The 20,756-nt window shown below is 34.9% G+C and carries 25 protein-coding genes; 3 read left to right on the top strand and 22 right to left on the bottom strand.

Annotation, left to right across the window (positions count from 1 at the left end):
* Positions 1 to 279 precede the first annotated feature (279 nt).
* The 14 genes from sigB to HMPREF1208_RS11135 form a co-directional block, all read right to left on the bottom strand.
* The gene (gene sigB / locus HMPREF1208_RS11200) at positions 280 to 1,050 is read right to left on the bottom strand and encodes an RNA polymerase sigma factor SigB (protein WP_016426492.1); all 771 of its coding nucleotides are present in this window, start codon (positions 1,048 to 1,050) and stop codon (positions 280 to 282) included.
* Positions 1,025 to 1,504, bottom strand: a complete 480-nt coding sequence (gene rsbW, locus HMPREF1208_RS11195) for an anti-sigma B factor RsbW (RefSeq protein WP_016426491.1) — start codon at positions 1,502 to 1,504, stop codon at positions 1,025 to 1,027. The genes sigB and rsbW overlap by 26 nt, the downstream gene beginning before the upstream one ends.
* A 1-nt stretch (position 1,505) precedes the next feature.
* Entirely contained in the window at positions 1,506 to 1,832 is a 327-nt protein-coding gene (locus HMPREF1208_RS11190; protein WP_016426490.1) for an anti-sigma factor antagonist, read from the bottom strand.
* Positions 1,833 to 1,910: 78 nt separating this feature from the next.
* Positions 1,911 to 2,915 (bottom strand): SpoIIE family protein phosphatase, encoded by a 1,005-nt coding sequence (locus HMPREF1208_RS11185; protein ID WP_016426489.1) that lies wholly within the window; start codon positions 2,913 to 2,915, stop codon positions 1,911 to 1,913.
* A gap of 58 nt (positions 2,916 to 2,973) precedes the next feature.
* The gene (locus HMPREF1208_RS11180; RefSeq protein WP_016426488.1) at positions 2,974 to 3,327 is read right to left on the bottom strand and encodes a type II toxin-antitoxin system PemK/MazF family toxin; all 354 of its coding nucleotides are present in this window, start codon (positions 3,325 to 3,327) and stop codon (positions 2,974 to 2,976) included.
* Positions 3,328 to 3,498: a type II toxin-antitoxin system antitoxin MazE gene (gene mazE / locus HMPREF1208_RS11175; RefSeq protein ID WP_016426487.1), complete on the bottom strand. Its 171-nt coding sequence runs from the start codon at positions 3,496 to 3,498 to the stop codon at positions 3,328 to 3,330.
* An 85-nt stretch (positions 3,499 to 3,583) separates the two neighbouring features.
* Entirely contained in the window at positions 3,584 to 4,732 is a 1,149-nt protein-coding gene (gene alr / locus HMPREF1208_RS11170) for an alanine racemase (RefSeq protein WP_016426486.1), read from the bottom strand.
* A 44-nt stretch (positions 4,733 to 4,776) separates the two neighbouring features.
* Complete coding sequence (acpS, locus tag HMPREF1208_RS11165) at positions 4,777 to 5,133, bottom strand: holo-ACP synthase (protein ID WP_016426485.1); 357 nt, start codon at positions 5,131 to 5,133, stop codon at positions 4,777 to 4,779.
* Positions 5,130 to 5,651 (bottom strand): PH domain-containing protein, encoded by a 522-nt coding sequence (locus HMPREF1208_RS11160; RefSeq protein WP_016426484.1) that lies wholly within the window; start codon positions 5,649 to 5,651, stop codon positions 5,130 to 5,132. The genes acpS and HMPREF1208_RS11160 overlap by 4 nt, the downstream gene beginning before the upstream one ends.
* Entirely contained in the window at positions 5,635 to 7,149 is a 1,515-nt protein-coding gene (locus HMPREF1208_RS11155; RefSeq protein ID WP_016426483.1) for a PH domain-containing protein, read from the bottom strand. Before HMPREF1208_RS11155 ends, HMPREF1208_RS11160 begins: the two co-directional genes overlap by 17 nt.
* Entirely contained in the window at positions 7,142 to 7,570 is a 429-nt protein-coding gene (locus HMPREF1208_RS11150) for a PH domain-containing protein (RefSeq protein WP_167512901.1), read from the bottom strand. The genes HMPREF1208_RS11155 and HMPREF1208_RS11150 overlap by 8 nt, the downstream gene beginning before the upstream one ends.
* 331 nt (positions 7,571 to 7,901) lie before the next feature.
* Complete coding sequence (cshA, locus tag HMPREF1208_RS11145; protein WP_016426481.1) at positions 7,902 to 9,389, bottom strand: degradosome RNA helicase CshA; 1,488 nt, start codon at positions 9,387 to 9,389, stop codon at positions 7,902 to 7,904.
* A gap of 196 nt (positions 9,390 to 9,585) precedes the next feature.
* A complete protein-coding gene (locus HMPREF1208_RS11140; protein ID WP_016426480.1) occupies positions 9,586 to 10,947 on the bottom strand; it encodes a UDP-N-acetylmuramoyl-tripeptide--D-alanyl-D-alanine ligase in 1,362 nt (453 codons plus the stop codon).
* 12 nt (positions 10,948 to 10,959) lie between these two features.
* Complete coding sequence (locus tag HMPREF1208_RS11135; protein ID WP_016426479.1) at positions 10,960 to 12,030, bottom strand: D-alanine--D-alanine ligase; 1,071 nt, start codon at positions 12,028 to 12,030, stop codon at positions 10,960 to 10,962.
* Positions 12,031 to 12,184: 154 nt separating this feature from the next.
* Here HMPREF1208_RS11135 and HMPREF1208_RS11130 point away from each other — a divergent pair, with 154 nt between their 5' ends.
* Positions 12,185 to 13,402: an FtsW/RodA/SpoVE family cell cycle protein gene (locus HMPREF1208_RS11130; protein WP_016426478.1), complete on the top strand. Its 1,218-nt coding sequence runs from the start codon at positions 12,185 to 12,187 to the stop codon at positions 13,400 to 13,402.
* A 69-nt stretch (positions 13,403 to 13,471) separates the two neighbouring features.
* On the opposite strand, the gene HMPREF1208_RS12260 is transcribed toward HMPREF1208_RS11130, so the two are convergent.
* The 5 genes from HMPREF1208_RS12260 to csoR all read right to left on the bottom strand — a co-directional run bounded on the left by HMPREF1208_RS12260 (position 13,472) and on the right by csoR (position 16,743).
* Positions 13,472 to 13,621, bottom strand: a complete 150-nt coding sequence (locus HMPREF1208_RS12260) for an Lmo0850 family protein (RefSeq protein ID WP_164905407.1) — start codon at positions 13,619 to 13,621, stop codon at positions 13,472 to 13,474.
* 88 nt (positions 13,622 to 13,709) lie between these two features.
* Positions 13,710 to 15,896 (bottom strand): heavy metal translocating P-type ATPase, encoded by a 2,187-nt coding sequence (locus HMPREF1208_RS11125; RefSeq protein WP_016426477.1) that lies wholly within the window; start codon positions 15,894 to 15,896, stop codon positions 13,710 to 13,712.
* Between the two features lie 105 nt (positions 15,897 to 16,001).
* The gene (locus tag HMPREF1208_RS11120; RefSeq protein ID WP_016426476.1) at positions 16,002 to 16,208 is read right to left on the bottom strand and encodes a cation transporter; all 207 of its coding nucleotides are present in this window, start codon (positions 16,206 to 16,208) and stop codon (positions 16,002 to 16,004) included.
* The gene (gene csoZ / locus HMPREF1208_RS11115; protein WP_016426475.1) at positions 16,201 to 16,434 is read right to left on the bottom strand and encodes a putative copper chaperone CsoZ; all 234 of its coding nucleotides are present in this window, start codon (positions 16,432 to 16,434) and stop codon (positions 16,201 to 16,203) included. The genes HMPREF1208_RS11120 and csoZ overlap by 8 nt, the downstream gene beginning before the upstream one ends.
* Before the next feature lie 21 nt (positions 16,435 to 16,455).
* Positions 16,456 to 16,743: a copper-sensing transcriptional repressor CsoR gene (gene csoR / locus HMPREF1208_RS11110; protein ID WP_016426474.1), complete on the bottom strand. Its 288-nt coding sequence runs from the start codon at positions 16,741 to 16,743 to the stop codon at positions 16,456 to 16,458.
* Between the two features lie 139 nt (positions 16,744 to 16,882).
* Between csoR and cls the strand changes: the two genes are divergently transcribed.
* Both cls and HMPREF1208_RS11100 read left to right on the top strand, forming a co-directional pair.
* Positions 16,883 to 18,373 carry a cardiolipin synthase gene (cls, locus tag HMPREF1208_RS11105; protein ID WP_016426473.1) on the top strand — a complete coding sequence of 497 codons (1,491 nt, stop codon included), beginning with the start codon at positions 16,883 to 16,885 and terminating at the stop codon, positions 18,371 to 18,373.
* 20 nt (positions 18,374 to 18,393) lie between these two features.
* On the top strand, positions 18,394 to 19,041 hold the full coding sequence (locus HMPREF1208_RS11100) for an HD domain-containing protein (protein WP_016426472.1): 648 nt from the start codon (positions 18,394 to 18,396) through the stop codon (positions 19,039 to 19,041).
* 243 nt (positions 19,042 to 19,284) lie between these two features.
* Here HMPREF1208_RS11100 and HMPREF1208_RS11095 read toward each other — a convergent pair whose 3' ends face one another.
* The 3 genes from HMPREF1208_RS11095 to HMPREF1208_RS11090 form a co-directional block, all read right to left on the bottom strand.
* Complete coding sequence (locus tag HMPREF1208_RS11095; RefSeq protein ID WP_016426471.1) at positions 19,285 to 19,932, bottom strand: CPBP family intramembrane glutamic endopeptidase; 648 nt, start codon at positions 19,930 to 19,932, stop codon at positions 19,285 to 19,287.
* Positions 19,933 to 20,075: 143 nt separating this feature from the next.
* Positions 20,076 to 20,270: an LPXTG cell wall anchor domain-containing protein gene (locus HMPREF1208_RS11940; protein ID WP_081635206.1), complete on the bottom strand. Its 195-nt coding sequence runs from the start codon at positions 20,268 to 20,270 to the stop codon at positions 20,076 to 20,078.
* A 15-nt stretch (positions 20,271 to 20,285) separates the two neighbouring features.
* The coding region (locus HMPREF1208_RS11090; RefSeq protein ID WP_016426470.1) for a hypothetical protein at positions 20,286 to 20,756 on the bottom strand (471 nt) is incomplete at its 5' end.

Below are 20,756 nucleotides of genomic sequence, written 5' to 3'. Positions count from 1 at the left end.
TTTAATCCAAAGCACTCAAAATAGATGCTTCTTGTAAAAAATAATCGCTATTTTTAATTTTTAAAAAAAGTAAAAAAGGCTAGGATATCAATCCCAAAATAAATAGAGCCTGGGACATAAATACCAAAATAAATAGCTCGAAGATGATTTTGATAAAAATCGTCTTCGAGCTTCCTTTATTGAGACAATTTTGTCTCAGGCTCTTCCTTTTTACGATATGACTTCGTTTTTACACGTCATCATTTACTTTTATAGTTAAAAAATGTTAATCTATCAGATTTATTTTTTTGCTGCTTCTTGCAATTTTTTTATAGCGGTTCTTTGTAAACGTGATACATGCATTTGGCTTAAACCGATACGCTCTCCAGTTTCTTTTTGACTCAATCCATCTATAAAAGTACACTGGATAATTTCTCGCTCACGATCAGATAAAATAGGTAAAATCCGTTCAAGTATCATACGTTTTTCAGTTAAGTCGAAATTTTCATCTTGTTGTCCCATAATATCTAATAATGTAACCGTTGAACCGTCTTTATCCGCTTCGATGGAATGATCCACACTCAGTGCATTATAACTCTGACCCATTTCCATCGCTTCAAGAACGTCCTCTTCTGAAACTTCAAGTCTATCAGCGATTTCACTGATTGAAGGTGATCGTTCTAATTCGTTCGTTAATTCATCGCTGACCTTTTTAATCCTCGGTCCTATTTCTTTTATTCTACGTGGGACATGGACACTCCATGTTTTATCACGTAAATATCGCTTAATTTCACCTATAACAGTCGGAACCAAGAAAGCTTCGAATTTTCTATCAAAAGATAAATCAAATCGATTAATCGCGCCTATAAGTCCAACCATACCCACTTGCACTAAATCTTCATGATGCGATTGGCCTTTTGAGTATTTATAGGCTAAGGATTCAATTAACTTTTCGTAGTGTTTAACGAGCTTTTCTTGCGCCTCTTCGTCATGATGCTCTTGATGTGCTTGAATCCATTGGTTGATTTGTTCAGGTGAAACAGCGTTAGCTGATTTCGACTCTTTCGCCATTATTTCGCACCTGCTCTTTTCTAATATACTTAATCATACTAATCGTAACACCAGTTTCTTTATCAACTGTCACTTCATCCATCAACGATTCGATTAAGAATAAACCTAAGCCACCTTCTCTTAAAAAGTCAATATTTTCATTTTCTTGGTAAGGGCCTAGATTTTGTTTAGTCTCTTGGTAGTTAAAGCTATCACCTTGATCAGAAACAATGATTTTAATACGATCTGGTTCAAGTTCAAAACCAACATTGATGTAGCCTTTTTCTTCTTTGCCTTTGTATGCATGTTTCACTGCATTCGTCACAGCTTCACTTACAGCAATCTTTGCGTCTTCAATATCATCATAAGTCGCACCTGCACGTGTAAAAACTCCAGAAAGTGTTAAACGAATTAAACTCACATATTCAGCTGAAGCAGGAAGTCTCATTTCAATGAAATCATTTGCATGTGTCATTTTATTCGACCTCCGTTCCTTCGTTGACATGCATTAAATCATCAAGACCTGTAATTTCAAATAATCGTTTAATCCTATCATTCACACCTAAAATATATAATTCTTTTTCATGTTGATTTAAAGCTTTTAAAGTCCCGACAAATAAACCTAGTCCAGTTGAATCCATGTAGGTCAAATTTTCTAAGTTTACATAAATATCGTGTGTCCCTGCTTGTCGAATGGGCACCAACACTTTTTCTAACTCTGACACAGTTGCAACGTCAAGTTCACCAGCTACTGAAATATCATAATGCGTCTTGTGTTCTTGCGTTTCTATATTAAGGTTCATTATTGATTACACTCCTACGTTTATTCTCTACTTAACTTTCTTACCCATTTCTAATCAATTGTAATCTTACTATCTTATTTAATGTACGCGCTTAATAATAAGTATTGTAAGATCATCACGTTTACCAGACTTTTGTACTCTTAAAAGCTCTTCGTATAAAAGTTGCACAATATCTTGTGGATGCAATGATTTATATTCAAGGATAAAATCAAGGATATTTTGTGTATTGATGAAATGTCCATCCTCTTTGCGTATTTCAGTCACACCGTCTGTGAAAATAATAATCATATCATCAATTTCAATCGCTATCTCTTGCTGTTGATAACGAACGTGAGGGCTTACACCTAAAACGCGGCCCCGTACTGTAATTTCTTCAAATTCATTGGTTTTTGCTCTAAAAATATACCCCGGCTCATGTCCAGCAGAGCTACAGTAAAGCACATGGTTTAAATCTTCGTATAAACCATAAAACATTGTGACAAACATGTTCTGATTAATATTTTTTTCAACTACACGATTTAAGCGCTTCAAACCATCATTAGGCAATTGAGAGTGGCCATAAGAATCCATACCAAATTTAATCATACTCATTGCCAATGCTGCCGGGATGCCTTTACCTATGACATCAGCAACAGCAAAACTCATCGTACCATCTTTATGATCAATCAAGTTAAAATAGTCGCCGCTCACATGTTGTGCTGCAACTGAAATGACACCAATTTGAATGCTATCAAATTGAGGGATGTTTGTTTTTAACATCGTTTGTTGTAATCTTGAAGCTACATCTAACTCTTTGTCATGAACTTCAACTTTGTTAACTAAATTTTTATAATCTTGATAATTATAGCCGAAGCTTTCAACGACTGTCTTTAAAACGTCTAAGCTCTCAATCATCTCTGATTGACTTAATGAATTGTTTTTAAAAAACTGTTTATGTATACACACAAAATCTTCAGGTACTAATGCATCGTCTCGTAAATCCTTCGAAAATGATTGCGCTTGTTTCAATACTTTTTCTCTATTTTCGTGCTTTAAAAATTGACGCACGAGTTCGAAATAGCGCAATTTGCTTTCTTCCGACATTAGACGTCCCCCTTCACTTTATAAAAGCTAAAAGGCTTTAGGAGAGTTGTCCTAAAGCCTATTTATGATGATTCATGTTCAGTCCTAAACTAATACCAAGTGCGTAATTAACTTCTTTCATCTTTTCTTCAGATAAAAATGTTAATTTCTCTTTAAGTCTCTTCTTATCGACCGTTCGAATTTGTTCTAATAAGATGACAGAATCTTTGTCGAGCTTATATTTATTTTTTTCTATTTCTACATGCGTTGGTATTTTAGCTTTATTAATCCGACCAGTAATTGCTGCGACAATAACAGTTGGACTGTATTTATTTCCAGTGTCATTCTGAATAATAACTACGGGCCTTACTCCCCCCTGTTCAGAGCCCTGTACTGGTGATAAATCTGCTAAGTAAACGTCCCCGCGCTTCATTTAGTCATCCTTATAATCTGATAACAAGTGTGATTCATTACAATCACAGGCTTCACATTCAACTGAATATGCTTCAGTTGCTAGGGAGAGATTCAAATCTGCCATTTGAACATAGCCTTCTTTTAAAGATTGTTCTAAATTTTTAAATCTTGTTTGATTGAATGCTGACATAAATAGGACCTCCATATCAATACAACACATTAAAAAATTCTCTGATTACTGATTATAATATCAAAAATCAGTCGGAAGTACCATACTATTTTAATAATTCGTTCGAGATTTCGGTCATTTCTTTTGTCACATATTGACGCGCGATACGTCTGCCTAAATTACAAAGGACTTCATAATTAATTGTTTGCTGTTGTGCTGCTAAAGCTTCAACAGATTGTGATGTGTCTGCCTGGTTATCAATTAAAATCACTTCATCACCGAGCTGTGTATGTCCGGGCACACGAATTGCTGTCTGATCCATGCTTACACGTCCAACCACTTCACATTGGAAAGCACCTAAACGCACATGTGCATGTTGCATTGAACGTAAATAACCATCTGCATACCCAATAGGAAGTAAAGCAACATGCATATCTTCTGGGGCCTTAAATGTATGACCATAGCCGATACCTTCACCTTTACGGACATGTTTAACTTGCATCACTTGTGACACTAACTTTGCTGAAGGCTTCAGCTTAGCTGTTGCCTTTTCTTCTATGAAAGTTGAAGGATAATAACCGTACAAAGCGATACCAGCTCTAAAGGCATTACATAATGCAGGATCAAAACGTAATGCACCAGCAGAGTTTTGTATATGAATATACGGTGGATGGTCAGTGCTTTCAATCATTTCTTCAAAACGTGTATATTGTTGTTGCGCGGAATCATCATCCTCATCTGCCGAATGAAAATGCGAAAAAGCTCCTTCAAACACCAATAAATCATGTGCTTCTATCATTGCTTTCACTTCATGATACGTTTCTATATCTTTAATCCCTAATCGATTCATTCCAGTATCCAATTTAATGTGCATCCATAAAGATTTATCTGTATCACTATCGATATATGAAATTGCCGCTTCTAACCATGATTTTGAAGGAACGGCTACCGCAACACGATGTTGAATCGCTTTGTTAATTGCATCAGGTGGTATGCTTGATAAAATTAAAATCTTCTCTTTAATACCATGCATTCGTAGCTCTATCGCCTCATCTAACGTTGCTACACAAAAGAACTCTGCCCCTAATTGACTAAGATGCTGAGCAATTTGTATACTGCCTAAACCATAAGCATTTGCTTTAACAACAGGCATCAATGTTTTATTCGGTTGCAGTTTTGTTAATGCATAATAATTTTCTGTAATTGCATCTAAATCTATTTTCAATGTGGTGGTACGATAATACTTTTCTGACATTCAAGTCACCTTCCTCAATTATTAAAGCGCATTCCGCTATGTTCCTATTCATCTTTTTCTAAAATCACTTGACTCACGGCATACTGTTCTGTGTGCGTAATGGATACATGGACTTTAAACCCTTCATATTGTATCGTAGGTTTCCCCATTTCATCATTTTCACAATGAACATCCTGAAATGACACGCTTTCCCCTATACCTGTGCCTAATGCTTTGCTAAAAGCTTCTTTTACAGCAAAACGTCCAGCTAAAAACTCAAGCCGCCTTCTTTCTGATTGGATATTGTTGAAAGTTTCTCGCTCCCCAGAGGTTAAAACTCTATCTGGAAAACGGCTTTGGCGACTTAGTATTTTACGCATCCGTGACATTTCAACTAAATCTATTCCTATTCCAAATATCATGAAATCTCTTCATCTCCATCATTCATCTGATTCGACGTCGCATTCTGAGGAAGATCAAGGTCATTTTGACTTTCCTGTTTTATAAATTCCATTATTTTTAATGCGACTTGCTTATCAATATAAGATACTTGGTGATTTCCGCCTGCAGTAGAAAGCGTTAATGTTGCGAGATGGAATTTCCTCATAATCCATCCTTCATTTAAATCCACATTTTGAATTCTAAAGAGAGGAATCGTATCTTGCCTGATAAATATAAACCCTTCTCTCACTGTAATTAGATCTTTTGTATAGTGATATCCAAATATTCGATATTGATAAATAGGATTTAACCATACATATATAATAAGGTACAACAGCCATATTACAGCAATCAAACCACTTAAAACAAGCATCCATTTATTCCACTCTAAATAAAAAGCTGCCACAAGACTCGCAATGAGTACCATCAAGATGATTGTAGCAACTATCACTGCTACAACTCGCATTGCTTTAGGACCCTGCTTACTCATTTTTTCCATGATACGCTGTTGCACCTCCTAAATACCATTGATTATAAGCCTTCGCTTTATCTTTATCTTCAAAATTTAATCCAACTTTTTTATTGATTGAGCCACTTGCTAAAATAAATCGAAAATGTGTCAGGCTTGCTCGTCGCATAAAAGGATGTGCACTTTCTTGATAACCTAAAACTTTGTCTTTTTTAAAGTAAGTCGTTTTAAATCCAAATCCTGTTACTTTACATACCGACGCCTCATCTTTACTGAAGTATGCGCCAGAATAAAGTGTCGCAATCCAACTGTGTAATACGAAATAAGCAATGATAATGACAGTCGGTATCCAAATCCATGTCCATAAATAATCATTAAGCGCCCATACGATAGCTATAAGAATGAGCGAAATTATCCATAAACGTCTATGAAACCCACGCCACGGCATCCCTTTTTCAACTTGATGAAAAGCCATATCCGGAACTAATGATGAAATTAACGTTTGTGCTTCTTTTTGTTTGATAAATGGTAACACCGTGATGCGACCAGTGATCGTATCGTCTTCTGTATCCGAATCCATGTCACTTGTAATAATAAATGCATATTCCGTATAACCAAGCATGTGTCTAATAAATGACTTTTCTTCTTCAATCGCTTGAATTCTTGAAATTGGAAGGGTCATAGTTTTTACATTAAACAAACCATATTTAACTTTTAAGAAATCGCCATTGCGAATAAGGGTGAATTGATAAAATCGAATCATATTCATCAACACACCGGCAATATAGGCAATGAATAAAATCGCAAAAATAACGATAAACGTGGCAATTGTAATATGTGATACAAAACCGTTGACTTGAGAAAAGATTTTATCCCAAGGAATCACATCGGAGAGCGCTGACAGTATTGGTAATATCGTAAGTAATGCGACAAAAAGCGCCCCACTCGTCATACTCATGAATAATAAATTTTTCAATGATAATTGATAAACGTGTATATCTTCATGTTGGGCATTGTTAGCAGTCGTATCCTCAAGTTGAATATGTTCATTCACTGTTTCAACTGTTTCAGTTTTTTCAATTTCGCGCTTCGTTTTTTCTATTTCTTGTTGAATCCAAACGCTTTGTTGCTTTGTGACCATGTCTAAGGTTATGCCATCGCTAGGTGTTTTAATCGTAAGTTTTACGCCCCCTACAAGTTGATGGACAATATTTTGAGTGATATCAACAGATTGTATACGCTTAATATTCAATTCTTTACGTTCTAAATTAAAAAGACCGCTTGTAAGTACAAAATATTCATTCTCTATCCAATAACGAGTACGAAAAATTTCAACAGAACGTCTTAAAAAACTCAATACAAACAAAATTGTAAGAATTCCAGGCCACACATAGTTTTTTAAATCTGTAAAATCAAATGAATCTAATTGAAATATAAGAAAGACAACAATCAATATAAAATTATCTTTAATTGCCGTAATCAATGACAATATATATGAAATCGGATGCAATTTTTGCGGACTATACATCTGCATCACCACCTTTAAGTCGGTTGACACAATAGACTTCAATACGTTTCGCATCTTCACCGAGAACGAGAGGAAGTTGGATACTATGACCCGCGGTAGTACAATGCAACTGTTGCAATTGATAATGCCTTTGTAACGGTCCATTTTCACGCGAAATACTTTGAATCCGCTCTATTTGAATGACTTCATATTTTCTAAACCACCATCGTTTTTGAATTTCAATATGATGCGCTGTTAAGCGATATGTATAATAGCGATAATAAATAAACGGCTTTACTATAAAATAGATAAGCGCCATGACTGCTACTACGGCAAAGAGGTATATCATATTCATCCATAAGTCATAATATAACCATAGCCAACTCGCAACGCCAATCAAGACGATTACGACGCAACATTGTATGACACTTAATATTTTCATATATGTCAATGCCACCTTTGGGGGGTGAAGAAATTCAAATTCCATAATGATTTAACACTCCTCAATAAATTTAGCATCATTATATCACAAATCTTTATGTAGGCTGAATGCATTCCAATGCCTTTTCAAGTGCATTTTACTTTTTGAACATGATTAAAAGAGGCCAAACAATGCCTAACAGATGCGTTATAGACACCACTCATCAGTGTCTGCTTCAACGCTTCTGTATACCTGATTGTCTAACCTCTTTAAAATTAATGGTCATCATCACAACACAATGACGTACTTTAACTAATAGTCATATTGTACGGATTGTTTATAATAAAGTTGCCTATTTTTGATGATCTGCAAAAGTGCGGCCCTTCTTCACTTTCGTTTCTCTTTTATGTTTAAAGTTACCTTTTTTGTTGTTATTATTTTGTTTAAAATTGCGGTTTGATTTAGAGTGACGCTTATTATTGCCTACTTTACGATTTCCTTTTGGTGAACGATTTTTACGTGCTAAAGGTTTTTCAAATGTAAGTTGTACTTCAACTTCATCATTTGATTCAACAAGTTCTTGTAATAATGCTGTGACAAGTTCTGTTTGATCGTAAGTTTCTAATAATTGTTTCGCAATATTTTCTACACGTGGTTCTTTATCAGCTTCCATCCAATTTTGAACCTTACTCTTAATTTCATCTTCACGAGCTTTTAAAACTTCTTTACGATGTGGCGGTCTTAATGCGCGCATTTGACGACGATTCGTTTGCTCGATTTGACGGATATAATCCATTTCAATTGGGTTAACAAAAGTAACAGCGATACCATGTTTACCTGCACGTCCTGTACGACCAATACGGTGTGTATAGCTTTCAGTATCTTGAGGGATATCAAAGTTATAAACGTGGCTTACACCTGAAATATCAAGTCCTCTCGCCGCCACATCTGTAGCTACTAAAATATCGATTTGATCATTTTTAAATTTTTTCAAAACTTCAAGACGTTTCGCCTGTGTAATATCACCGTGTAAACCTTCTGCTTTATAACCTTTAGATAATAATGCACTTGTTAACTCATCTACACGACGTTTTGTACGTCCAAATACAATAGCTAATTCAGGTTGATGAACGTCTAAGAAGTTCGTAAACGTATCAAATTTCTCTAATTCTTTCACAATTGTATAATACTCATCAATTTGTGGATCAGAAATTTCATTGTTCATCGTTTTAATAATTCTTGGTGACTTCATGAATTTTTGAACCAATTCTTGTATTGCCTTTGGCATTGTTGCTGAGAACAACATTGTCTGACGGTTTTCAGATGGTAATTTATCCATAATATAACGCATATCGTCGATGAAGCCCATATTCATCATTTCATCCGCTTCATCCAAAATTAATGTTTCGATAGATTGCGTTTTTAAAGTACGACGATTAAGGTGATCAATCACACGCCCTGGTGTACCTACAACGATTTGTGGTCCACGTTTTAAAGATTTAATTTGACGATCAATTGGCATACCGCCAAAAACAGTGACAACTTGAACTTTTTGCCCACGACTAAATTCTCTCAATTGTTCAGCCACTTGCATCGCTAATTCACGTGTCGGTGCTAAGATTAAAGCACGCACACCTTCTTTTCCAATTACTTTTTCAATAAGTGGAATACCAAACGCACCTGTTTTTCCTGTTCCAGTTTGCGCTTGTCCTAATATATCGATGTTTTCGAGTGCATATGGGATACTATCTTTTTGGATGGGTGTCGGCTCTGTAAAACCCATTGCCTCGAGGGTTTCAGCTGTACGTTCTGAAACACCTAAATTTGTAAAATTTTGCAAAGTAATTCTCCTTTTTTGAATCATAATTCTCATATATTTTTGTCAAATAAGTTTAATCTAACTTCTACATATTACCATCTTAGCCACAATACCGCAATAAACGAAAAATCAATATCATTTAAATTCTTATACATTTTCTAAGGATTTAAATGATATTGCTAACAACTAAAATGAGACTGATATTAAACTTTTTAGGTTACGCCTTTACAAGCGCCTCGACCACTTCTTCTAGACGCATGCCTCTTGATGCTTTAACAAGAACAACGTCACCTTGATCTACAATAGAAGTCAAATAACGAATCATCTTCTCTTTTGTATCAAAATGAATCGCTTCGTCCACATGATGTTTTCCTTTTTCATGAATTTCCATTGCCGCCTCACCAAACGTATACAGACCATTAATCCCTTTACCGTCCAAATATTGACCGATACTTGCGTGCATGATTTTAGATTGTGCCCCTAGCTCTAAAACATCACCTAAAATTAATATTTTATTACCTTCTAAAAGTGTCAATGTTTCAATGGCAGCTTTCATACTTGTAGGGCTTGCATTATACGCATCATTGATAATCAATGCACCATTTTTAGCTTTAAATTTTTGCATACGCATGTCAGTCAACTGTAATTGATTGAGTTGTTGTTGGATTTCATCGTGTTGAATATTTAAAGCACGTGCAACCGTAATCGCAATGGCTGCATTTCGCATATTGTGTTCGCCTAACACTGGGATTGAGTATTGTTCATTGTCATTTAATTTAAATACAATTCCTTCATCATGATGCGAAACAATTTCACATTGTACATCATTGGAAGCATTTCGCCCAATGCTGATGACTTTAGCTGATTCTAAAGTGTCAACATGAGGTTGCAATAAAGGCTCGTCCCCATCATATATGAAGTAGCCTCCTGGTTTTAAACCTTTAACGATTTCAAACTTAGCTTTTGCGATGCCTTCACGTGAACCCAAATCTTGCAGATGTGACTCACCAATGTTCGTTATAATCGCAAAATCCGGTTGTGCAATTGTAGATAACAATTCAATTTCGTGAAAACCAGACATTCCCATTTCTAAAATCGAAATTTCTGTATCTTTATTTAGATTTAAAATTGTTAACGGCATACCGATTTCATTATTGTAATTGCCCTGTGTCTTTTGTACACGGTAATGTCCGGCTAAGACATTTTCAATCATATCTTTCGTTGTCGTTTTACCGTTAGAACCAGTAACAGCAATAACAGTTGGAGATACATATTGAAGATAAGCTTTTGCTAATTGTTGTAACGCCACTAGCGTATCCGAAACTACAATCACCGGACCCGCTTGTGGGAATTCAACTGAACTTTGCGCTTCAAAGAAAGTTGCCCCAGCCCCGTCGCGCAATGCTTGCTCAGCATATTGGTGACCATCCACATTTTCACCTTTGAAAGGAATAAAGAGCTGACCTTTTTCAATCTTTCTAGAATCAATAGTGACGCCTTTAATCTCTACATCTAAATATTGTGAATCAATTTTACAATCTATCCATTCAGCAATTTGTTTTAACGTGATATTAATCATTGTCCAAAACTCCTAGTCAATGCGATGTTTATTTTTTTGTTTATCTGCATATCGCTCTTTTGCTAAATCTATTAACTTAGTAATTAATTCCGAATAAGAAACGCCCATGTTTTCCCACAGTTTTGGATACATACTATAAGCTGTAAAACCTGGCATCGCATTCGTTTCATTAATAAATATTTGATTATCTTCTGTAACAAAGAAATCAGCGCGTAATAATCCAGAACAGTCGGTCGCTTTAAAAGCTTCCACCGCCATATTGCGTAAAGTCATTTGTACTTCTTGGTCTAGCTCTGCAGGGATCGCTAACTTCACTTTTCCATCTTTATATTTTGACTTGTAATCATAAAATGCAACATCTTTCACGACTTCACCTGGCCATGTTGTCTCTGGATAGTCATTTCCAAGCACAGCCACTTCAATCTCACGCGCATTCACACCTTGTTCGATTACTAGTTTACGGTCAAATTGAAATGCTTCCTCTATCCCTTGAATTAAAGCTGCTTCATCTTCACATTTACTAATTCCGACACTTGAACCTAAATTTGCTGGTTTAACAAATACAGGGAACTCTAATTTATCGTGGACTAACTTAAGAATGTTTTTACGGTACTTTTCGTATTCACTTCGTAAAAAACTTACATATGGGAGTTGTGGTAAACCGCGATGTGCAAATAATTGTTTCATAACGAGTTTATCCATTGAGCTAGATGCAGCCAATACACCATTGCCTACATAAGGAAGATCTAACACTTCAAATAATCCCTGAATCGTACCATCTTCACCATTAGGCCCATGTAAGAGTGGAAATACAGCGTCATAACGGCCACCTTGGCTGCTATCTGTTAACATCGTAGAAATATCTCCTTCTACGTTATTCGCCATTTTTAATTCATCCGTACTTGTAATTTCTTCGGTAATGTTTTCTGTTTTCTTCCATTTACCTTCATTAGTAATATAAATAATATCAATGTGGTAACGTTCTTTATCTATCGCATTTAATACGTTTTGCGCTGTTAAAATAGACACATCATGTTCAGCACTTTTACCACCATAAATGATACATAAAGCTTCCTTTGACATAAACCCGCCTCCATATATTTCGTCTAATCTACATTTTACCATGACAAACATTTGTATTGCATTTATTTTTCGGCATTATTAGCAATTTGATTACAACTTATGTAAAATCGGTATATAATGAAAATAAAAGAAATAATGTGTAAAGGAGATTGACATGGTATCTTCTCGACAACAAACGCAAAAGTCATTTTTGCGACGGTTAGACTGGCAGTTAATTACGCTTATTACTGTCCTTTTTGTAATTAGTATTATGACGATTCATTCAGCAATGGGGGGCGGCCAATATAGCTTAGATTTTGGTTTAAGGCAAATTTTTTATTACATACTTGGTGCAATCATTGCTTTTATAATTATGTTATTTTCACCTAAAAAAATACGAAAATATACTTATATCATTTACTTTATATTTATTGTTCTATTATTAGGATTAATCATTTTACCTGAATCTGCAATAACACCTGTGATTAACGGTGCTAAAAGTTGGTATCGCTTCGGCCCTATTAGCATTCAACCTTCAGAATTCATGAAAATCGTACTGATTTTAGCCATCTCAAAAGTTGTTGCCCAACACAATCGCTTCACTTTCAATAAATCTTTCGAAACGGACTTAATGTTATTATTTAAGATTGCTTTTGTGAGTATCATTCCAATGGCCCTTATTCTGTTACAAAACGATTTAGGAACAACACTCGTGATACTTGCGATTATCGCTGGTATTGTGATTGTAAGCGGTGTGACTTGGAAAATTTTAGCACCTCTATTTGGTACAGTCATTATAATTGGATTCGCCTTAATTTTATCCATTATTTATAAGCCAAGTTTAATTGAAAATGTGGCTGGTATTAAAACATATCAATTAGGCCGTATAAATTCATGGTTGGATCCGTATTCCTACAGTTCGGGGGATGGATTTCACTTAACGGAATCTTTAAAAGCCATTGGATCAGGTCAATTAATAGGAAAAGGTTTGAATAACGGAGAAGTCTACATTCCAGAAAATCATACAGACTTTATTTTTTCAGTAATTGGTGAGGAATTTGGCTTTATCGGGGCTGTCGTTCTTTTAGGTATCTTTTTACTATTGTTGATTCATTTACTACGCATGGCGACGAATGCTGATGATTTATTTAATAAGTCTTTTATCGTTGGTTATGCAAGTTTATTATTATTCCATATCGTTCAAAACATAGGTATGACGATTCAATTATTACCTATTACAGGTATTCCGTTACCCTTTATAAGTTATGGAGGAAGTTCGTTGTGGAGTTTGATGACAGGGATAGGTGTAATTTTAAGTATTCATTATCATACGCCTAAAAAATATGATGAAAATCTCAATACGACGAAAACTGCGAGCCCTTCCCACAATTGATTCACAATTCATAAACACATATAGAAAAAACACTTAGATGTCATCGAGCTTGTACATCTAAGTGTTTTCTTATTTAATACGATTAATATTTTCAGTTGCAGGTTTGGGATTAGGTAGCGTACGCATAATATCAAATCGGGATTTGGTTTTCTTAACTTTGACACCGATTGAAGACAACATTTGAACTACATTTTGAAGCTTGTCATTCTTTTTTGCCATGAAATCACCCCATACTTAGCTTATCTACTACCCTTATATTACCCCAAATTTCGACATATTACTACACCAAAGTTTAAATTTACAAAAATTATTTTTTTATATTTTTTAACCGAAGTGCATTAATAACAACAGAAACAGAACTAAATGCCATTGCTGCGCCTGCAACCCACGGCGCTAAGAAGCCTGCAGCTGCAATTGGAATGCCGATTAAGTTATAACAAAATGCAAAAAAGAGGTTTTGTTTAATATTTTTTATTGTAAGGTGACTCAATTTTAATGCTTCTGCAATAGAAGCTAATTTATTTTTAACTAACGCTATATCTGCTGATTCAAGTGCAATATCTGAACCTGAACCCATAGCAACACCGATATCACTTGTCATGAGTGCAGGTGCATCATTAATGCCATCGCCCACCATCATAACACGTTTCCCCTCGCTTTGAAGGTCACGAATGACTTTGGATTTTTCATCGGGTTTGACTTCTGAAATGATACGATCAATGCCAAGCTCATGACCAATAGCACGTGCAGTTTGTTCGCTATCACCACTCAACATAATGAGCTCATGATTTTCACTTAATTGATTTAATACTGTTTGTGCGTCTTCTTTCGGTTCATCTCGCAACGCCATCAACATTGCAAGTTGATTGTCAATTGTCATACCCACAACTGTAGACCCTTGTTGCTCAAGGTCACGCACTTGTGTATATTCAGATTCCATCAACTGAACGTTTTCTGATATAAAACGAACTGAACCAATACGAATGTGTTGATTTTGTATCACACCAGAAATACCATTTCCTGCATGTGTTTGATACTGTTGCACATCCAAAGTTTGTGCATCTTTAAAATGTTGGACTAACGCTTTAGAAAGCGGATGTTCTGATTGTGCTTCCATACTTTTAATGTATGCACCTAATGATTCATCTTCCATATAATCTATCACATGAACGACTTCTGGTTCACCATGTGTTAGCGTTCCGGTTTTATCAAATACAATTGTATCAACATGTTTCGTTTGTTCTAATGATTCCGCTGTTTTAAATAAAATACCCGCTTCTGCTGCTCGACCTGAACCGACCATAATAGAAGTTGGTGTGGCTAAACCTAAAGCACACGGACAAGCAATGACGATTACAGCAATAAAGATTTCAAGAGATTCAGTAAGTTGAAATGGTGTAATCACTAAATACCAAATTAAAAATGTGACGAGCGCAATTGCGATGACTGATGGCACAAAAATATTAGAAATTTTATCCGCTAATCTTTGAATTTGCGGTTTATCATTTTGAGCATCTTCAACAACTTTAATAATTTGATTTAAAATCAAATCTTCACCCACATGTGTCACTTTTAACTTAATGAAGTTCGTTTGGTTGATTGTACTACCAATCACTTGATCCCCTACAGTTTTTTCAACTGGGATACTCTCACCCGTTAACATCGATTCATTAATCGTTGTTTCACCTTCAATAATTTCGCCATCAAGTGGAATCTGTTGTCCTGTTCTCACACGGACAATATCCCCTACTCTAATATCTTCAATAGGTAACATTTCAGTTTCACCATGGCGTTCAACTTCTGCATCTCTAACTTGTAAAGCTGCGAGCTTACTAATCGCATCACTGGCATGTCCTTTTGCTCTTTTTTCAAAATATTTACCTAATAAAATTAATGTAATTAAAATCGCACTTGTTTCAAAATAAAGTGGTGTATGGCTATGTCCATGATGGTGTGGCGTTGTGAACATCAAATAAACACTATAAAAATAAGCTGCTGAAGTTCCCATCGCTACAAGAACATCCATATTTGCACTTTTATTTGTTAATGATTTATAAGCACCTACATAAAATTGCCAACCTAAAACAAATTGAATCGGTGTCGCAAGTATCAATTGAAACCAAGGATTAAGTAATAAATCCGGCACTGGAATAAAGCTTAAAAATGAAAAATGCGCAAACATCGTATAAAGTAACGGTAAAGCCAGAACGAGCGAGACAATAAATTTATATTTCTGACGTTTAAGTTCATCATGTTTACGTTGATCTGCTTCTTTTTTAGTCTCCATTGGAAATGCTTGATAACCAATTTTCGCGACACGTTCATAGATTTCTTCTATTGAAATTTGATTAGGATCAAATGTAACTGTCCCTTTCTCCATAACTAGATTGACGCTTACTTGATCGATACCTTCCTCCCGATCTAGCACACGTTCAATCCTTGAAGAACAAGCCGCACAGGTCATGCCTGAAATTTTAAAAGTTTCTTGTGCCATATTTTCATCTCCTATACCTATACAGGGTATATTCTCCATTTAAAATGAGGGGCCATTTTTCGTTTTTTTATGAAAAATAACCCCCTAAATATTTTCCCTTAACTTTTACGAAACAACGTCATAGCCTTGATCATAAATACGTTGCTTAATATCAGCGAGTGCATCATCTTTTTTGACATCCACTTCTACTTTATTATCAGCTGGAAACGCTTCTACATGGACAACATCTGGATTTTCTTTTACTGCACCTTCAACTGCTGCTTTACAATGGGCACAACTCATCCCTTCAACTTGAATAACATGTTTACTCATTTTCATACACTCCTTTATGTGATTGGATAACAGGAAAACCTGCATCATAAATTTCTTTCTCTAAAGTGTTAAGATTAGCTGGTGTTTGATAAGTTAGTATAATAAGTTGCGCATCAAGATCGATATTAACCGCTTCAACCCCAATCATATCCAGTAATCGTTGTGTCAGTTTCTCTTTTTCCTCAAGCGTTGTTAAGTTAGAAACATGAACATGACCTGTTTCCATATTTTCACCCCATGATCGTTCTTAGTCTTTCATTAATTTTTGAAACGTAACAAGTAACTCTTCCATCGCTTCACTTTGATGACCCGAATCAATTTTATTCATAATACAACTTTTCATATGATGATCAAGGAGCCGTGTGGCAACGCTATTTAAAGCTGAACGCGTTGCTCTAATTTGTGTAAGAACATCATCACAATAGACATCTTCATCAATCATACGATTTATTGCTTTGACCTGGCCTTCGATGCGGTTCAAACGTGATTTTAAGTTACGTTTAATTTCATCTGAATGGTGTGCTTGTTCTGTCATTTCACATCCCTCAAATCTGTTTAACTTCTCTTACATCATGTATGATATACCCTATAGAGGTATATGTCAATATTTCTGTATCGCACATTATATTCTATGTTACAATGATTAAAACTTCATATAAAAGGAGATAGAAGTTATGCCTGAGATTTTCTATACATTCTTTTTTAATGATAATGTGATTATCAATTATCTGTTGGTAGGGGCATTTTTATTAAATTTAACCTTTATCTTTACTATTATCTTTATGGAAAGAAGAAGTGCAGGGTCCATATGGGCATGGATATTTGTACTCGGCTTGTTTCCATTGATAGGATTCGTCATATATTTGTTATTCGGTAGACAAATTCAACGCGAATCTATCTTTAAGTTAGAACAAAGGGATCGAATCGGCCTTGAATACATCGTAAATCAACAATTAAAGGCCATTAAAAATAACAAATTTGAGCCACATAACCCTCATATACAAAATTACAGTCGCATGATACAAATGCTCCTCTATAATAACGCCGCCTTTTATACAAAAAATAATGAAATTGAATTGTTAACAGACGGCCATCAAAAATTCGAACGTTTAAAAGAAGATATACGTCAGGCACAATCTTACATACATATTCAATATTACATCTTCCGACACGACACACTCGGTAAAAGTATTATGGCCTTATTAGAGGAAAAATTAGAACAAGGCGTCGAAGTTAAAATGTTATATGATGACATGGGGTCAAGGGGCCTTACCTTACGGGATTTTAAACGATTTAAAGAAAAAGGTGGCCATGTTGAGTCATTCTTCCCTTCTAAGTTACCTTTAATTAATTTACGTATGAATAATCGCAATCACCGAAAAATTGTAGTCATTGACGGCTTGATTGGTTATTTAGGTGGTTTTAATGTAGGAAACGAATACCTTGGATTATCCAAAAAATTTGGTTATTGGCGTGACACACATCTTCGCATTAAAGGTGAAGCGGTCCATGCCCTGCAATTACGATTTATTTTAGATTGGAACTCTCAAGCAAACCGTGACAATATGGTCTATAACGAAAAATACTTTCCTGCGCATCCTTTACCTAAAAATGGTAATATCGGTATTCAAATCGCCTCGAGTGGGCCCGATGAATTATGGGAACAAGTTAAATATGGTTATCTTAAAATGATATCTATGGCCAAAAAAGATATTTATATTCAAACCCCTTATTTCGTTCCTGATGAAGCTTTTATGGATGCATTGAAAATTGCCGCACTGGGTGGCGTCAATGTCAATATTATGATTCCAAGTAAACCCGATCATCCATTTGTTTACTGGGCAACATTTAAAAATGTGGCAAGCTTGATTGAAGCGGGGGCACGCGTTTACTTGTACGATAATGGCTTTTTACACGCGAAAACACTCACAATTGATGATGAAATTACAAGTGTCGGGACTACAAATATGGATAACCGCAGCTTCACTTTGAATTTCGAAGTCAATGCTTTCGTATATAACGAAAACTTTGCAAAAGAAGTTCGCCAAAGTTTTGAAGATGATCTTAAAGTATGTTCAGAATTAACAAAAGAACGCTACGCTCAAAGAAGCCTATGGATTAAATTTAAAGAGTCTATCAGCCAATTACTTGCCCCTATTCTCTAAAAAGAAAGGAACATCAAACAATGATGGAAGAAACACGCAATGCAACAATAAAATTTATGAAATCAAAACATGCACATGATACCACTGGTCATGACATTGCACACGTATTGCGTGTAAGACAAATGGCTTTAAAATTGGCTGATTATTATCCAGAATCTCAGCACGATATTATAGAAATAGCTGCATTACTTCATGATACAGTGGATGATAAATTGGTAGATCGTGATGCCGCTTATATTGAGCTTAAGCAATTTCTTAACGAACAAAATATCGAATTAGAAAAACAACAAGAAATTTTATATATTATTGATTATATCAGCTTTAGAAAATCTAAACTATCGGGTAGATTAAAAACAATCGAAGCACAAATTGTTCAAGATGCGGATCGTTTAGATGCGATTGGCGCTATAGGTATTGCACGCACATTCCAATATGCCGGACATTTTGGAGAACCGATGTGGACAGGAGAACTTTCTTTAGAACAAATGCGTACTTTAGAAGATATCGATAATTTGCCCCCTTCTGCAGTTAAGCATTTTTATAAAAAATTATTAAAGCTTAAAGATTTAATGAACACGCTTCCTGCCAAGAAGATAGCAGAAGAACGGCATGCTTTTTTAGAATTATATTTACAACATTTCTTTGCTGAATGGCAGATTGAAAAATAATCCTCTCATCATTCAACATATCACCAAGATGTAAAATTACTCATCAACAATAAATCACTTGAATATGAGTGAGTTGCATATATCTTCATTTTAGTTAGAGTGAGACATAGAAATCAAAACGATTTTAGTTTCACTCTTTTTTATATTCTCGAAAAAATATTTAAAAATAGAGACTACTCATCTTTGAGCAATCTCTATTTGAAATGAATATTTTTTTAATGTTGGACAGGCTAAGACTAGATTTTAAAACCAAAGAGAAGTGAAATTTCCAATAAAATGGATAAGAATAGAGACTTCAATTCTTCTCGTCAATAAATATGCAATACCAAATAAAAAGCCTGAGTATAAATAAGGTAAAAACTCGATAATGTTACTGTATTCGTGAACATAAGCAAAAAGAACGCTGCTAATAATTAGCCCGAGTAAGAGGTGCCCTTTGAATAACACTCTCAAAATAAGTCCTCTGAAAACGATCTCTTCTAAAACTGCTGGTAGTACGGCAAAAAATATTGCAAAATTTAATATTGAAATGTTTTGAATACTTTCTTCAATATGCTCTTGGTTTAAAGTGCTGCCTGTCAATAAATTTGCAAATATAATATCTAATACTTTCACAGTAAGCGTAAAAATAATGACAATTGAAATATCACGAGTTGTTAATTTTCTGAAGCTAAATAAATTGATTTTAAAGTATTTTAGTAAGTAAATCATCACAAAGAGTACAAGAAAATATATGACTGCTTTAAAAGAAAGTGTATCTAGTACTGAAGATTCGCCAATGTAAATGACAAATAAAAGTATGAAGATTGCGCCTTTAATCAATCTTTTTATTAACGGATCATTATTGACAAGGTTATCCTCACGAAACATTTGAGCTATAGTTTTCTTCATTTTATCTCCTTAAAATTATATTAATCTATACAATAATAAATTTATTTTAATCAATATACATAAAAACTTCAAAGGTGTCAAGAACCTTTGAAGTTAATATGATGACATTTTAGTGATAACGCTTATTCACTACAATGATTATTTTATTTTAATCTTCTTAACAACAATGCCCCTAGAGCAGTGAATAAAGCAGAGATTAAAAGTGGAGATTTACTTTCACTTTGACCTGTTTTTGGAAGTTCATTCATCTTCTCATGCTTGTTATTTTTTTCTTGGTGATTCTTATTGCTTAATGTATACGTCTCTGATTTAGCGACATTTTCAACTGGTGCGTTCATACGATGGTTTGAAGCTTATACATGCGCAATTGTTTGTTTCTGTACTTCCATTGGCATCTCAGGTGCTAGCTGTTGATTTTCTACATTCATTTCGCTAACAGATACATCTTTTGCATCATTATTTTGATTTTGTACGATTTGATTTGACTGAGTTTTAGGGCTAGACGCCATCATTGATGTTTGAGAAGTCTTATTGTCCATATTGCTTATATGATGTGGCGCATATTGATTGTTAATCATCTCAGGCGCTTGATCTGGTTTTGAAACTTGTTGATTTGATTTTGACGTTTGATCTTGTTGTTCTTCTTTAACCTCTTTATTCGCAATATTCGTATGACTATTTTCTTCTGTTTTATCCGTATTTACGTTTGGCATATCCGAATCTTTTGTTTCTGCTTCTTTTTCCCATGCATCCGCATGTGCATCTTCTTCTGCTTTGCCTACTTCAGCATTTGGTGTATCCCAATCTTTTGACTCTGCTTCTTT

The organism is Staphylococcus sp. HGB0015, assembly GCF_000411275.1.
In the GTDB taxonomy this organism is placed as follows: Bacteria; Bacillota; Bacilli; order Staphylococcales; family Staphylococcaceae; genus Staphylococcus; species Staphylococcus schleiferi.
Note: the sequence above shows the minus strand (reverse complement) of the source record. Positions and strands in the feature narration are given on the sequence as shown.